A 15,490-nucleotide genomic window follows, 5' to 3' on the forward strand; every position below is an offset into this window, starting at 1 on the left:
ATTTCCGGGTGATATTTGCACATTTCAGAAGCTTATTAGCAAATGGAGCCGACATATTAGCAAACCGGGATTTTATTAGCACTTTTCGCAATATATTAGAATATTCAACTGATTTTTTAGCACCTGGAATCGGTTTTCGAAGCCGGGATTATATTAGAACTTTTATCCGTATATTAGAAATTTCATCCCTGATATTAGAAGATTTCCGGATGATATTTGCACATTTCAGCAGCTTATTAGCACATGCAGCCGATATATTAGCAAACCAGGATTTTATTAGCACTTTTCACTATATATTAGCACATTAAACCAACATATTAGAAAACGAAAACCAACTAGTCTAAATTACGCTAGTTGGTTTTCATGTTTACATAGTTTCAATTGCCTTAAAGACGTCAAAAGCCCCTTCACTTTTGTTCGAACATACTACTGTAATTTCATCGCTTTCCGGGTAATAGGCAGAATGGAAGCTTACTCCCGGATCATAGCCCATTACATGGTATTTTGTAATGTTCGAATCGTGAACATCAATCCAAACCCCGTACCCGTAAAATCGGTCATAGTCATCGTCGGTGTGGATATACGGCGTTAACAGCTGCTTCGTCATCTGCTCGCTTAATAATGTAAAATCAAAAAGCGCCTTCCAAAAACGATACATATCCTCGACCGTTACAAAAGCGCCACCGTCTGCCCCACCCTTTGCAGGAACGGAATAAATGTTTGACCTCCACGATCCATCCTCATTGTCAATATAGCCTAGCGCAGTATTTTCCGGTAAAGCATCCATTGCAAAGTAGCCTGAGTCGTTCATACCAGCCACTTTAAAAACCGATTCCTCTATATACATCTCAAAACACTTACTGCTAATTTTCTCAACGACAAGTCCAAGCAGTATATAACCGGCGTTATTGTAATGGAATCGTTCACCGACACCTAGCTTCATCGGTTCATTTTGAAATAACGGTAAAAAATCACTCCCGCTACGCATTAAATACATCGGATGCTTCACCCATAATTCTTCAAAATCATCCATCACTTCTTCATCGAAATAATCCGGTATCCCTGCTGTATGTGTGAGTAAATGATGAATCGTAATGTCCGGGTCAAAATGAGGAAATGTTATATCTAACACATCCGATAACTTCGTATCAAAAGACAGCTGTCCTTTTTCAACGAGCTGGCAAATGGCAACGGCTGTAAAGATTTTGCAGCCGGAAGCAATACCAAAGCGTGTTTGCTTATTATTCAATGCTTCGTATGAACGATTGGCATAGCCATTACTGAACTGCTGTATGACTAGATGATTTCTTTTTACTAAAACTGTTCCTGAAAAGTCGATTTTTTCAATTATTTCATTAACCTTTTTCATTTTCATCTTATTCTCCTTCATATTGAATGATTGTAGTAAGATAAAAACTGGTTTACATGGATTTCCCGAATAATATTTTCGGAATAACAAAACTTGGCAATTCCATTTTAACATAGGACTCATTTTAGGTGAACTTCATTTTTATTTGCCCCCATACATAACAAAAAGCAGACATATACATCATGTCTGCTTCTGTAGTAACCTCACCAATTACATATGCATATCGATATCTTCATAAATATTTACATTAATAATCGGACCTAACTGCTCAACATATACCTCTACCCCTAAAAGATCCGTCTTTTTATGGTCGGGTAATTTAATCGTAAAGCTGCCCTTTTTCTTTCCTTCGACAGTGAACTCGTTCGTTCCCTCAGCACGTGTCACCATAGCAATTTCCTCAGATCCTTTTGGTAAAATATGATTTCCGATGTGGTAGCTTGCGCCAAGATCCACTGAATCGGTTGTCTTCTCCTCTAGTACTCGAATGCTATAATTAAAATGCGGGCTGAGACTTACCGCTTCAATCCCGTACCTTACTTCTTCGCCGTCAATATCACGGATGATGGCAATATACCGACCCGGCTTTTCGATTCCGATACGAATGTTATTATACTTGCCCTCCGGATCTGTTTGATTGCTGTTTTTGCAATCCGATGGGCTGTATGAAAGACATTTTGTAAAATCAACACGATCCGATAGTTTGGTCCCGTCCATTGTATATAACGAAACGTTTTGTACCGCTTTTTTATTCTTCACATCGATTACAGCAGGTGTAGTAAGAAAATCTTGTGTCTCTTCAAGCGACAACTTCAGTTTTCCGTCCACTTCTTTAATCGTTATATAATATTTTCGATAATACTTCTTGTCAGGATTCCCTGAATAGACTAAAGCGACTTGTAATGTGCCCGTCCCTTCTTTAAGCGGGACTAAATGAAGTTTATCAGAAGTTCTACCATTCAATTCATTGCTCCCTGCAACTGCATTGAATAAACCTGAATCACTATGATTCGAATCGTACATTTTAAACTGTTCCCAGTTGAAGTCACTTGCCCGCAACGTTACAATTTGTGATTTCGCTTCTTCGGTAGCTTGCATCATTTTGGCCGCTTGTCCTCTTGTAATCGCTACATTCGGACTGAATGTAGTAGGAGTTGTTCCTCCCGTGATACCAAGTCGATGGATAATCAGGATGTTCGGATTGTGTCCGGCACTTGTTTTCACATCTTCAAATGGATTTTTGTGAGACGAGTAGTCATAGCGCGGTAAATCGAACGCTTTTACAAGAATCGAAGCCATTTGTCCACGTGTGATCGGATCATTCGGTCCAAAACGACCATCTCCATACCCTCGAATGATACCTTTTTCTGCCATAGCTGCAATCGCTTTATAAAAACCATTTGCTGTCGTAACATCCTTAAATTTAGGGTCCTTTACTTTGGCTGTATCCAATTTGATAAGCTTCGCAATAATTGCCGCCGCTTGTCCGCGTGTAATGGAGTTTCCAGGTTTAAATGTACCGTCCGGATAACCTCCTATAATATTCCGTTCTGCTAAATCATAAACCGCTTCAGCAAAGTACTTTGAAGGCGGTACATCTGAAAATTGGTTTGTACTTGCGGCAAATGTAGCGGTTAAAGGTAAACTACACGCAAGCATTAGTGCGCTGAACGCTGCAAAAAGTTTTCTCTTCATTCACTAGCTCCCTCTCTGTTTTACTAGGATTCATTATTTTGAAAAAAACTTATTTAATCGTATATGAATATAAGAATTCTTTTCTATAATCTTCCCATAAACTATATTACCTTATTAATTTTTAATTCCCAGTATTATTAAAAATATGAACTTTATAGTGAGAATCTTTTATTCTATCGTTCTTTTAATTTTGCTTTAATTTCTTCTAACAATTTATTTTGCTCCACTTGCTTTTCTACGATTTTATTTGTTGATTTCTCTATTGAATTTTGCCCTAATCCATGAACGAAGATGGATGTCATGGAATCCCCCCTTTATCGTTGTGAGGTATTAATCATTCCTTCAAACTTTCAACAATACTTTTCCTTCATAATTCCGGCTTTCAATTAATTGATGTGCTGCTGCAGCATCTTTTAAATTAAAAATTTGCGCGATTGGAAGTGAAAGCTGTTTCGTATTAAAAAGTTCAATGACTTTTTCGGCAACCGGTGCCAGTCGTAATGGATCATGTGCTCTCGTTGTACCTAAGCTAAAACCTTTAATGTTTCGGCAACTGCTGTGGACATCACTTGTTTTCAATTGTCCGGCTTTCCCACTGCTATTTCCGAATTGTACGAGGGTGCCATATAACGCTAAGCAGTCTAAACTCTTACTTGTGACATCACCGGCAACCGAATCGAATATAATGTTTGCCCCTCGATTCTTGGTTACGTTCAAAACTTCCTCTGTAAATGTTTCATATGTGCAAACTATGTTCGCTCCAAGTTTTTTAACATAGCTTGCTTTGTCGATGTTGCCAACTGTTCCAATGATTCGTTCAACACCTGCTAATTTTGCTAACTGTATTAGCATCGAACCTACGCCACCCGCAGCACTATGTATTACAATTGTATCGGTCATTTTTACTTGTCCAATTTCATGTAAAAGCATATACGATAAGATAGAAACAGTCGGCATGGCAGCAGCTTGTTCAAATGAAAGCGTGTCTGGAATTTTAAATACTAGCTTTTCATTAGCACGGACATATTCTGCATAGGATCCACCTTTAGGAAAAGCAATAACACGGTCTCCAATAGAAAATTTTGAATCAGGAGCAGTTTCTACAATAGTCCCCGCAGTATCTAAGCCTAATATTAATGGGAAATTCCCTTGTCCTTTGTTGCCAATCCGTTTTTTTATATCAGCGTAATTGACACTTGTATAGGATACTTTTATTAAACATTCTCCATCTCCTATTTTCGGTTGCTCAATATCCGCATATGTAAGAACATTTGCATCCCCAAATTCTCTTTGAATAATCGCTTTCATCGACAATACCCCCTAACCTAATAACCATATTTTAGCATAATTATTCGGATCATATCAGAATTCAATTTGTAGCACAGCAAAAAAACACCATTTTTCTCTTAAAGAAAAATAGTGTCTGTATTTTAATTTAATACTAAGCTACTTACAAGAAGCACCAATCAATGTGTCTCTGTCTTTACCGCGACTACAAATGCTGCGAGTACAGAGATGAACACGACTATAAACGGTGCGTAGAAAATTAAAAAATCCATCATAAAATCCACCCCTAAACATGTGTTTCGTCTTCCCCGGTAATATAGCCTTTATGAAAAATAAATAATTTAAAAACTAAATACATCGATGGAATGAGTAAACATAATCCAGCGATAAAGGCTAATACAAGTGCAATCGCCATCGAATCATTTGTGAAACTATCGTGAATCGTTAAATAAGGATAAAGCAAATAAGGATAATGAGAAATACCGTAAGCAAAGAAAGCTGTGGCAAACTGTAAAATCATCACAACTACCGATAAACCGTAGCTCTTCTTTTTCCAAATGAACCAGATCGTTATAATAAATAAAATGCCGGATACGATAAATAGCCAAGTAAGATCCAGTATATTTTGATAGTGCCAATTATTTGTGGCACGCATTTCCAAAATGATCCCCATGGCACTGACGATTAAAGGAATTGCCCAAATGAGTGCATATTTACGCATCAATTCACTTGCCTTCGTATCACCAGCTTTATTGGCATACCAATTTAAAAAGACTGCGGAAATATAGAGAACAGCGGTAAGGCTTAATACGACAATTGACCATGCCAGAGGACTTGTAAATAACGCGCTATAGTCAAGTTTTGGTCCTGTTTCATCTATTGTGACAAAGCCACCTTCTGAAATCGCCAATACGACAGATAATGATGCCGGGATTAATAAACCTGCGATACCGTATGCCGTCGCATATCCTTTATGTCCTCTTAACCCACTATAGGATTCAAACGCATAGTAGCTCCCCCGAATTGCCAGCAAGATTAAAGCAATCGATACCGGCACTAACAAAATTGTTCCATAATAATAAGCCGTCTGCGGAAAAAATCCTACGATGCCAACAAAGAAAAATACTAAAAACACATTGGTAATTTCCCATACTGGTGATAAATAGCGTTTAATTATTTTTGATAAAATATTATTTTTCCCCGTTAAAAGACTGTATGCATTGAAAAACCCTGCACCAAAATCAATCGAGGCGACAATGACATAGCCAAACAAGAATATCCATAAAACAAAAATCCCTAGTATTTCTAATGACATTAATGTTCACCGCCTTTACGAAGCGCTAATTCTTTGGAAACGGGATTATTTTTAAACATTCTTCGTAATACGACAACGCTTCCAATCCCTAATATTAAATAGACAACAGCAAATGCGATAAACAGCCATTCGACACCGGTTGCTGTTGTTGCACCTTGCTCTGTGCGCATAATCCCGTATAAAATCCATGGCTGCCGTCCCTGTTCTGCTAGCCACCAGCCTGTTTCAATGGCTATAAATGATAAAGGCCCGCCCAATACGATAAGCCATCTGAACCACCGGGATGCAATCCACTGCCAACCTCTCCATTTTCCGACTACATATCCGAGCGCTAAAAAAATCATTAGACTGCCGATTGCCACCATAATATTAAAATAATAATGGGTAATAAGCGGTGGTCTTTCATCTTCAGGGAAATCATTTAACCCTGTTACTTCTGCATTGAAATTATTACTTATTAAGAAACTCAATACTTTCGGCATACGAATTTCATATTTCACTTCATCCCCGTCAAGTATCCCGAAAAAGATTAAATCTGCCCCGGCTTCAGTTTCAAAATGCCACTCGGCTGCTGCTAGTTTTTCCGGCTGATATTCCGCTAAATATTTGGCTGAAAAGTCTCCTACAACGGCTGTTGCTATGGAGAAAATGAGTCCCAACTTCATCATTAGGTTCAGCGACTTTTTATGATAAATGTGGTTCTCGCCTTTTAGCAGTTTATATGCAGCAATTGCCGCTAAAGTAAAGGCAACGGTCATAAAACTCGAAGTTAGCACATGTCCAACTTTAGTTGGCATAGCAGGTGTAAACATCGCTAAAATCGGTTGAATATTAATGATCTCTCCGCCAACAAGATCAAAGCCTCTCGGTGCATTCATAAACGCATTGACAATCGTAATGAAAATAGCCGACATGAAAGCGCCGATTGCGACCGGAATGAGAAGCAGCATATGATATTTCGGATTTTTAAATCGATCCCAAGTATACAAATAAATCCCTAAAAAGATCGCTTCAAAGAAAAAGGCAAACGTCTCCATAAATAACGGCAGCGCAATCGTTTGTCCTGCTAACTCCATAAACTGAGGCCATAAAAGCGATAGCTGCAAGCCAATAATGGTCCCTGTCACAACCCCTACCGCTACTGTAATCGTAAAGCCCCGCGCTACTCTTCGTGCCAGCAACGTATAGTGTTCATCGTTTTTCTTATAGCCCACATACTGAGCAATTAAAATGATGAGCGGGACCCCGACACCGAGCGTCGCAAAAATAATGTGAAAAGTTAATGTAAGCTCTGTTAGCGTCCTACTCCAAAACACCGCCGAGTTGTCCATTGTCTTACCTCCAACATCAAGAATCTGTAAATCATTTGCAAGTTTTATTAAATATCCTCACATCAGTATTCACATCCAATTTGTTAATATTCACTGCTCGTAAAGATTCTCTGCTCGGAAGAACTAAAAATTGCGTAGTGGATGGTTGCTTTTAACAAAAATTGACTAGTATAGCTAATGAGGAGTTGATACTATGCCATTTCTGCAGCATTTCATGCGCGCTAACCGATCCAAGATTGTTATTTTAATTTTCATCTCATTATTTTTGGGAGGAAGTATTATTTTGCAAAGCTACAGTATTGTAGAAACGGTCAACCTTGTTTTTATGGAAAAGAAGGCTTTTTCGTATACGTACGTATTCTTTTTACTATTACTATTAGCCATTGTTGTTAGACTGGCTTCTCAATATTCTTTAGGTCGGATCGGCGGAAAGCTAGCGGAAGATGTAAAGGTAACAGTTCGGAAAAAGTTAATGCAGCATTGGTCTTCAACGACAATGGAAAAACACGTCTCTTACCAAACCGGCGAGAAGGTCACACTGCTGGTAGACACTGTGGACCAACTGGAAAGTTATTATAGAGAATATACACCTCAGCTTATTAAGACTATCGTAGTCCCTATTATGATTTTGATTGCTGTGTTTCTCATTCATCCGAACAGTGGTTGGATCATGCTCGTTACTGCACCATTTGTGCCGATTACTTATATCATCATCGGGATGCAAACGAAGAAAAAGTCAGAGGAGCAATTGGATGCACTGAATCGATTTTCCGGTAAATTTCTAGACTTGCTTCAAGGGTTACAAACGATTCGCTTGTTCGGGCAGAGCAAACAGCAGGAGCAGATTTTAGCCAAAAGCAATGAAGCATTTATGAGCCGGACACTCGGTGTATTAAAAATTGCATTCGCCTCAACACTTTTTATTGAGCTTATTACAACGCTTGGTATTGGTTTAGTCGCACTGGAAATCGGCTTTCAAATGATTGTTTTTAAAACCTTAACCTTTGCATCGGCTTTTTTTATTTTGACATTAGCTCCTGAATATTATAATTCGTTGAAAGAATTAGGCGCGGCATTTCATACAGGCAGAGGGAGTTTAGGTGCTGCCGCATTACTCGAAGAACAGCTGAAGGAAGAGGAAAGACCTGTACAATGGGGAGATCAAAAATTAACAAACGGACCGGTGCTATCTGTGGAACATGCGAAATTTCGCTATAACAGCGGCTTTACTATTGGCCCCCTATCATTCACTATCCAGCCTGGACAAACCGCCGCATTTATCGGGAAAACAGGTCATGGCAAAACGACGATATTAAACCTTTTATCGAGCTTAACCGAGCTTGATTCTGGGGGCATCTATTTAAACGGTGAACCACGCAAATTATATCGTGCAAATGACTGGTATGCACAAACAAGCTATATTTCACAACATCCTTATATTTTTGCAGGGACACTTCGCGACAATATATGTATGGGGCTGCAAGTTTCAGATACACAAATTTATAACGTATTAAAACAAGCACAATTAACCGAATGGGTAGCCTCTTTACATGATGGACTTGCTGCCGTGATCGGTGAAGGTGGCATCGGACTATCCGGTGGCGAGAAACAGCGCGTGGCGATTGCACGAGCTTTCCTAAAAGAACCTTCTATTGTCTTTTTTGATGAGCCAACAGCTGGATTGGATGTCGCAACAGAGCACCTGCTCAATACATCCATTGAAAAACTAAGTGAACAGGCAACCGTTATTATTGCTGCTCACAAGTATAAAAGCATCCGGTTTGCAGATGTCATTTTTATCGTTGAAGACGGGCAAATCGTCAAAGCCGGCACACCTGAAACACTAAAAGATCACCCATATTATAAGGAAATGGTCGAAAGGAGGGTTACGTAATGCAGGAACTCGTCGCAATGATTTGGCAGGATAAAAAAGATGTACTTCTTGCACTATTAGCTGGCACAATAAGCGGGTTAACAGCGGTGGCTTTATTTGCACAAAGCGGTCTGCTCATTTCAAAAGCTGCCCTCATGCCGCCTTTTTACATCATTTTAATTTTAACTGCCTTTCTTAAATTATTCGGTGTAACAAAATCCGCGAGTAAATATGCCGAACGCTACATTTCACACCGCGTTACTTTTAAGTTTATTAGCATTGTGCGGATGAAATTTTTCAAAAAGCTTTTGCCGCAAGCACATGTACTCAACCATTATAAAAGCGGTGATCTGCTAACACGGATTACAGGCGATGTTGAGCAGTTGCAAAACTTCTTTTTACGCGTGTTATATCCACCCTTTATCGCCCTTTTTGTATTTATCGTCGTTATATTATTTTCACTGTTTTTCTCACCTTGGATTTCGTTGCTTTTGCTCATAGGTATTGTACTAACAAGTATAGTCGTTCCCTATATATTATTTTGGCGTCCGTATTCTACAAGTAATTTAGAAAAAAAGGAACTCACGATTTTGGCTACAGAATACTTTTACGGCTACCGGGATTTAGTACTGCATCATCAAAATGAATCAAAAGCCGTGGAATTATCAGCCTTATACAAAGCTTACGGGAACTCCCGCAGAAAAGAGCTTGATCAGGAGCACACTTCTTATTTATGGAATCAGCTCATTGCCTTGTTTACAAGCTTTTCCGTAGTATTTGTCGGAGCTTATTTAACTTCAGTCGAACAGCTGGATGGCGTGTACCTTGCGTTAATTGTGCTCATCTCGCTTACAGTTTTTGAATCGGCCGTCCCCCTTGCCCTCGTTCCTATTTTTGCAAGACATACGAAAAATGCCGTTGATCGACTTGAGGCAATTACATCTAAAAATGAATCAGATGGAACACTGCATTTAAAGGGAGTTATCCAACAGATACAATTGCACGACGTCTCCTATTCGTACCCTGCTGCTAATCGACCCGCTCTTGAACAGCTCTCGTTAAACATTCAGGCTGGTGAGAAAATTGCCATTATTGGTCCAAGTGGCTGCGGCAAAACTACGTTGCTGCAACTTTTAATGAAGGAAATAAAAAGAACGTCCGGTGTAATCCGCGTTAATACTACTGATATTAATGACATCAGCTCACAGTCGATGTATACGCATATGAGTACGATGCTGCAGCACAACCATTTCTTTTCGGGAACAATTAAAAGCAATCTGCTAATGGCGAATGAGGAAGCATCAGATGAAGCGTTACAGGAAGTACTCCAAAAAGCACAATTAAATAAAATCCTGGAAGATCCTATTTTTGAAAAAGGCGGGAATTTGTCAGGCGGAGAAAAACAGCGGTTAGCTTTTGCCCGACTTTTATTAAAAGAAAGTGACTTATGGATTGTGGATGAACCGTTTACGAGCCTCGATGTTTCAACAGAAAAAATATTGTTCAACACCTTACACGAGGAAGCCGCTAACAAAACCGTTGTTATGGTTACCCATTCCCTAGCAGACTTGGACCAGTTTGATCGTATCTGCGTCATGCTCCGGGGAAAAATTGTCGAATGCGGTACACATCAACAATTGGTGGAGGGAAAAGGACTTTATTGGGAGATGCTTAAGCAGTAATGAAAAAGGCGTTGATTCTAATTACTGAATCACGCCCTTTGTTAATAATTAATAATTCTTTCTTCAACCTTTATCTTAAGTAGTAGCACCTCATCATCCTGTTGAATCATTTGATTAACGGAATCCTCATCTTGGAAATCGAACGTACGCATTGAGTCGCCTTCCGTTTCTCTGTAGACTCCTAAAATTTTTGTTTCACCTAATTCTAATTCCACTTCGTCATTACCAATGGCATATTCCGCTCCACTAAAAATACCCGACTTAGCTTCTTTTTCAATTCTTTCTGGATTGGTTCTAACACTAGGTCCATAAAGGAAAACTAGCGTGTCTTCTTCTGAGCTCGTATTAATCATACCAAAACCCAAATTCCCTTCTTGAACTTTATTAGGACTGTTCCCGTATGACAATTGCGTTAATGGTTCTGACTCTAACTCACCGTCAATATATCGCTCCACCCATAGATTCACCCAGCTTTTATCAGCATTCGGTAATTTAATATTAAAATCAAACAGGATGCCCAAATTCAAATCTTTAAATGTATCCACATATTCTGATTCCGAATTAACCTCGATTGTTATTTTCTCCTCACCTGAAATAGCGCATCCAGAGCTTACTATTAAAATAGAAAATAAAGTAGAAAACAATATGATATATTTATTTCTCAAAAATTTCCCCCTCCTGCCAAAAATAGCGGTAATAATTTCCCTTATTTCAAAAATAATGAGAAAACCCTCAAAAATAGCGGAAGGATTTTCCCTTATCATGTCTAAATTCATAAAAAAACGTGCTATTTAATGAAATAACGGTAATTTCTGGTCTTCTGTCAATATTCCGGACACGGGTTAAGAGACTATTTTTTGCTACCGCCCTTCGGTTGCTCTGCTTTTCATCACCACATCCCCAGGTCTGGGCATGTGGTGATGAAAACCCTATAAGAGAACTTTAAGAGGCACTTTGTAAAAAGCGCTCCTGCTGATTTCTTTCAAATTGATTCGGTGATAAATAGCCAAGTGTGGAATGACGTCGACGCTCATTGTAAAACTTCACAATATAAGCTTCCACACTCTTTCTTGCTTCATTTTTGGTTTGAAATCGGTGACGATATATCCATTCTTTTTTTATCGTCGCATGGAATGATTCAATACACGCATTGTCATAAGGATCCCCTTTACGACTCATGCTAATTTGAATCCCTTGTTCTTTTAATAGTTTTGTATAACCATTGGCGCAATATTGTGCGCCACGATCGGAGTGATGGATTAATCCTTTTGCCGGTTTTCGAACGGATAAAGCATGCTTTAATGCCTCTTCAATCAATGTTTCTTCCATATGATCCGCAATCGCCCAACCTACGATTTTTCGGGAATATAAATCCATGATGGACGCGAGATACACCCAGCCTTCTAACGTTCGGATATAGGTAATGTCTGCGACCCATACTTTGTTTTTTTCTAAAACATGAAATTTTCGGTTCACTATGTTCGGATAAATAAATTGCTTATGATTTGAATCTGTTGTTCGTTGCACAGACTTAGGGAATACAGCGCTTAACCCTAAATCCCGCATCATATTAGCGATTTTCTTTTGCGAGCAGACATAACCCAAACTCGCTAAATCATGGGTAATACGAGGACTACCGTATGTTCCAAAACTTTTTTCATACGATTTATGAATCTGGTGGGCAAGTTCTGTATCACGTACTTCTTTTTCTGATAAAGGCCGCTTTTGCATTTTACGCCATTCATAAAATCCACTTTTGGAAACCTGTAATATCGTGCACATCCTCGCAATTCTAAAATCGTTTTTATGCTTTTCAATAAAGGCATAAATCACTCGGGGTTTTTCGCAAAGATGTGCATAGCCTTTTTTAGAATGGCATTCTCTTCTTCCAGATCACGTACTTTCTTCTCATAAGCTGCCTGTACTTTTTCCAATTCGCTTGATGTGATATAACGTGTAATATCTTCACTATTGGCATCACGATAATCTTTAATCCATTTATGAATCGTTGAAGTACCAATTTCAAATTTAAATGCCAGGTCGGAGACTTTTACGCCCTCCTCTAAAACGGATTTTAAAATGTATTCTTTTGTTTGTGCGTCTAATCGCTTTCGAGTTTGTTTTTCTTTCATAAGTTCCACGTCCTTTTTTAGATATCTTTATCTTAAAGTGTCTCTTAAGACGTGTCCATTTTTCATACTAACCTCATTTCTTCCTTTATTCCGGCTCAAATCTCGCCAGTTTTGCATTTAAGGGTAAAAACTTCCCTTATTTATTTCACAAAAAATTTGCCACTAGAATCTCGGTTCATAATTTTTCAATTCATCCTGAGATAAATTCTTGTACTGAGAATCAATAATCTGATACTCGTACTGTGATACGCTGCCATGTGCAACATAAAGATATTCAACGTACGGTTCATTTTTAAAGACCACAGCTACATAAAATTCAGGCATTTTGAATCCATAAACCCCTTCAACTTTGGCTATTTCATCTTCATCGTATTCCATTTCCGTAATCAAATAATCCGATACCCTATTTTTATAAATAATTTTATTCACTTCAATATAAATAAACCGAGTGAATATTAATGCTAAAACTATAATAGCGATAAATAAAATTACTCTAGAACGTCTGGACATCCGATCCCGATCAAACTGAAATAAACCGCTGTACAAGGTAAGCCACTCCCCCAAAAATGATGAGTGTAATCGATACTTTAATTAATGAGACATGCTCCATGAGAGGTGTATGTGTTGAGCGATCAGCATTAAAGATGGACCACCAACTCGGTTCAGGATATTGATGTGAAATTGCAATCCAAGCGAGAAAAAATATTCCAACTAAAACCCAATAAATTTTCATAGGCACCCCCTTTAAGCTTTGATTATTCAAAGTTACGCCTTGCCCATAATCCTCTTTAGTTGAAAAATGCTAAATAGATAACAATAGCAATGACTATTATAAGAAAGAGTAATCCTGTCCCTCTCCAACCCAAATCTCCAATTAAATCCTGAAGCCCCCCACCATGCATACTAGCAGATGGATTTCGCTTTAATTCTTCCTGTCTCAATCGCTCTCTTCGTGCTTGGGGCGTTTCATTATTTTTATTCACTGAGTACACCTCCATCAAAAATCTACTATTTATTAATAATCTTTACCACAAGCTACACAACGCAGATCGGTGTCATTTTCTCCATACATCCGAAGTTCCTTTTCAATATTACACACCTGACATTTTTCGTATCGAATTTGAGGTAGCTTACCTGCTTCAGCTAATGGAACCCACTGTTCTTCATATAATGTTTTAGTCATGCCGTAATCAATTAAAACGAGGTGCCCTTCTTCATTCAACCCATAATTGCCAATATCTTTAAAATCAAAGCCATCTAGTTCTTGATCAAATACCTGGAGTGCAGCTTTTAAATCTTCTGTCATTCTTTTATCTGTCTCTAAATCAAGATCATATGAGCAGTTATTATTTAAAGGAAGCTGCTCATAAAAAGGCTGAATAACATATTTTTCATTCATAAAAAGAATGGGTGCGATATGTTTTTCTAACCCCTTCATTTCCAATGATTGATAAATTTCATATTCATTTTTGCTTTGAGCGTATCCAACCGGGTGTAAAAAAGTTTTGATGACAAGGTTTTCGTAACGATAAACTTTTCGTGTTGAACCGATACCAATCATTTCCGCGCTTTTTAACATATCATCAATATTTTCTACTACATTGGAAATATCCATTTCATCATCACCAAATCATTATGTATTTTTTATTTTTCTTGATACCAGCTTTCATCGAATTCGAGGTTTAATGCCTTTCCTAAACAAACGCCGAATTTAATAAATCCACTTCCTCGTGCTGTAATCATATTGCCATCCTGTACGACTAAATCAGGGCAGTAATTTTCCTTCTCAAAAACGCCTAGCTTATCAATCGCTTCCATCGGTAACCCCACTGTATATTTCTTCCCTGTCAGTAAACCAGCTTTTGCTAAAAAATACGGAGAACTTGATATACTGGCAACGATTGTTTCTGTTGAAACGACTTGCTTTAAAAACTCGATTAAACCCTCTTCACCTAGAAGCGGTTCAATATCCAAACAACCCGGTAAGACGATACTATCAATCTCTTCAATATTAATTTCACTAATCGTGGTGTCAGCTATACAAGTTAATCCAGACTCTCCCCTAATTGGTTGGGTGTTCAACCCCACCGTTACAATGGGCTTGTTCCCTTGCATTAAAATCGATAGCGCGACACTTAATTCATATTCGCTGAATTGCGGATATAACATTATGGCTGTTTTTTTCACTATAGTTATCTCCATTCATTATTTTAGTACCGCGCCCAAATTATTAATTTAAAAATTCAACCCACTTATGTTCTGGTTCGTGCAGTTCAAGTGCATTTCGTAGCCATTGTTTCTGCTTATTATTAAGCAAGTCCTTTATTGCAAGAAAATCCTGATGGTCTTTTTCTCTTGTATTCTTCGCTTTATATAATAGAACAATTTCAGGATTTAAATACGGAATGCCGGTTTTAGAAACGCTGCAAATTGAATTAAGTGGCGCATGAATTCTTAAATCTCGTCTAAATTTCCAGTCATTCTCCTCTGTTTCATTAAGAAGGACTTCAATTCTCTCTCCACTTAACTTATTTGTAGCGTGTAATTCGTGAATTGGGAGCTCTAAAAATTCATTACCCCAATCATAAAATTCACCTTGTTTCACCTGCTTAAAATCCCAGTCATTTAAATATCTTTTTAAATGTAGTTGGTCTTTTCGAAATATAGCTATTTCAATATCCTTATGTTCCCTTGTTTCTTTCCCTATAAAAAGGTCAATTGCCCATCCGCCAGCAACGAACCATGTTTTATTAAATTCTGCCATTAAAGAATTAACATGTTGGCATTGTTCAAATGACATAGAAGT

Annotated in this window: 18 protein-coding genes; 2 read left to right on the forward strand and 16 right to left on the reverse strand. The window is 38.2% G+C overall.

Annotated elements, in window-relative coordinates; all coding sequences use genetic code 11:
* Positions 1-367: 367 nt before the first annotated feature.
* The 7 genes from MHH95_RS14365 to MHH95_RS14390 all read right to left on the reverse strand — a co-directional run bounded on the left by MHH95_RS14365 (position 368) and on the right by MHH95_RS14390 (position 6,997).
* Positions 368-1,375 carry a serine hydrolase domain-containing protein gene (locus MHH95_RS14365; protein WP_340728138.1) on the reverse strand — a complete coding sequence of 336 codons (1,008 nt, stop codon included), beginning with the start codon at positions 1,373-1,375 and terminating at the stop codon, positions 368-370.
* 204 nt (positions 1,376-1,579) lie between these two features.
* The gene (locus MHH95_RS14370) at positions 1,580-3,064 is read right to left on the reverse strand and encodes an S-layer homology domain-containing protein (protein ID WP_340728139.1); all 1,485 of its coding nucleotides are present in this window, start codon (positions 3,062-3,064) and stop codon (positions 1,580-1,582) included.
* A gap of 173 nt (positions 3,065-3,237) precedes the next feature.
* The gene (locus tag MHH95_RS14375) at positions 3,238-3,366 is read right to left on the reverse strand and encodes a hypothetical protein (protein WP_340728140.1); all 129 of its coding nucleotides are present in this window, start codon (positions 3,364-3,366) and stop codon (positions 3,238-3,240) included.
* 40 nt (positions 3,367-3,406) lie between these two features.
* Entirely contained in the window at positions 3,407-4,372 is a 966-nt protein-coding gene (locus MHH95_RS14380; protein WP_340728141.1) for a quinone oxidoreductase family protein, read from the reverse strand.
* Between the two features lie 158 nt (positions 4,373-4,530).
* Positions 4,531-4,626, reverse strand: a complete 96-nt coding sequence (gene cydS, locus MHH95_RS18650) for a cytochrome bd oxidase small subunit CydS (RefSeq protein ID WP_445683016.1) — start codon at positions 4,624-4,626, stop codon at positions 4,531-4,533.
* An 11-nt stretch (positions 4,627-4,637) separates the two neighbouring features.
* Positions 4,638-5,666 carry a cytochrome d ubiquinol oxidase subunit II gene (locus tag MHH95_RS14385; RefSeq protein ID WP_340728142.1) on the reverse strand — a complete coding sequence of 343 codons (1,029 nt, stop codon included), beginning with the start codon at positions 5,664-5,666 and terminating at the stop codon, positions 4,638-4,640.
* On the reverse strand, positions 5,666-6,997 hold the full coding sequence (locus MHH95_RS14390; protein WP_340728143.1) for a cytochrome ubiquinol oxidase subunit I: 1,332 nt from the start codon (positions 6,995-6,997) through the stop codon (positions 5,666-5,668). Before MHH95_RS14390 ends, MHH95_RS14385 begins: the two co-directional genes overlap by 1 nt.
* A gap of 193 nt (positions 6,998-7,190) precedes the next feature.
* On the opposite strand from MHH95_RS14390, the gene cydD reads away from it, so the two are divergent.
* The gene (gene cydD, locus MHH95_RS14395; RefSeq protein ID WP_340728144.1) at positions 7,191-8,891 is read left to right on the forward strand and encodes a thiol reductant ABC exporter subunit CydD; all 1,701 of its coding nucleotides are present in this window, start codon (positions 7,191-7,193) and stop codon (positions 8,889-8,891) included.
* On the forward strand, positions 8,891-10,552 hold the full coding sequence (cydC, locus tag MHH95_RS14400) for a thiol reductant ABC exporter subunit CydC (protein ID WP_340728145.1): 1,662 nt from the start codon (positions 8,891-8,893) through the stop codon (positions 10,550-10,552). The genes cydD and cydC overlap by 1 nt, the downstream gene beginning before the upstream one ends.
* 41 nt (positions 10,553-10,593) lie before the next feature.
* Here cydC and MHH95_RS14405 read toward each other — a convergent pair whose 3' ends face one another.
* From MHH95_RS14405 to MHH95_RS14445, 9 genes are all read right to left on the reverse strand, one after another.
* Positions 10,594-11,328 (reverse strand): hypothetical protein, encoded by a 735-nt coding sequence (locus MHH95_RS14405; protein WP_340728146.1) that lies wholly within the window; start codon positions 11,326-11,328, stop codon positions 10,594-10,596.
* 166 nt (positions 11,329-11,494) lie between these two features.
* A complete protein-coding gene (locus MHH95_RS14410; protein ID WP_340728147.1) occupies positions 11,495-12,385 on the reverse strand; it encodes an IS3 family transposase in 891 nt (296 codons plus the stop codon).
* Positions 12,382-12,684 carry a transposase gene (locus MHH95_RS14415; RefSeq protein WP_340728148.1) on the reverse strand — a complete coding sequence of 101 codons (303 nt, stop codon included), beginning with the start codon at positions 12,682-12,684 and terminating at the stop codon, positions 12,382-12,384. The genes MHH95_RS14410 and MHH95_RS14415 overlap by 4 nt, the downstream gene beginning before the upstream one ends.
* Positions 12,685-12,846: 162 nt before the next feature.
* Positions 12,847-13,194 carry a DUF3139 domain-containing protein gene (locus MHH95_RS14420; protein WP_340728149.1) on the reverse strand — a complete coding sequence of 116 codons (348 nt, stop codon included), beginning with the start codon at positions 13,192-13,194 and terminating at the stop codon, positions 12,847-12,849.
* A 10-nt stretch (positions 13,195-13,204) separates the two neighbouring features.
* On the reverse strand, positions 13,205-13,417 hold the full coding sequence (locus MHH95_RS14425) for a hypothetical protein (protein ID WP_191701586.1): 213 nt from the start codon (positions 13,415-13,417) through the stop codon (positions 13,205-13,207).
* A 55-nt stretch (positions 13,418-13,472) separates the two neighbouring features.
* Complete coding sequence (locus MHH95_RS14430; protein WP_340728150.1) at positions 13,473-13,667, reverse strand: DUF6366 family protein; 195 nt, start codon at positions 13,665-13,667, stop codon at positions 13,473-13,475.
* A gap of 32 nt (positions 13,668-13,699) precedes the next feature.
* Complete coding sequence (locus MHH95_RS14435) at positions 13,700-14,299, reverse strand: protein kinase (protein WP_340728151.1); 600 nt, start codon at positions 14,297-14,299, stop codon at positions 13,700-13,702.
* Between the two features lie 29 nt (positions 14,300-14,328).
* Positions 14,329-14,871 carry a DJ-1/PfpI family protein gene (locus MHH95_RS14440; RefSeq protein ID WP_340728152.1) on the reverse strand — a complete coding sequence of 181 codons (543 nt, stop codon included), beginning with the start codon at positions 14,869-14,871 and terminating at the stop codon, positions 14,329-14,331.
* Between the two features lie 43 nt (positions 14,872-14,914).
* Positions 14,915-15,484, reverse strand: coding sequence for a nucleotidyltransferase domain-containing protein (locus tag MHH95_RS14445; RefSeq protein ID WP_340728153.1), 570 nt, complete (start codon positions 15,482-15,484; stop codon positions 14,915-14,917).
* Between the last annotated feature and the right edge of the window lie 6 nt (positions 15,485-15,490).

Source organism: Solibacillus sp. FSL K6-4121 (assembly GCF_038002585.1).
GTDB classification, from domain to species: domain Bacteria; phylum Bacillota; class Bacilli; order Bacillales_A; family Planococcaceae; genus Solibacillus; species Solibacillus faecavium.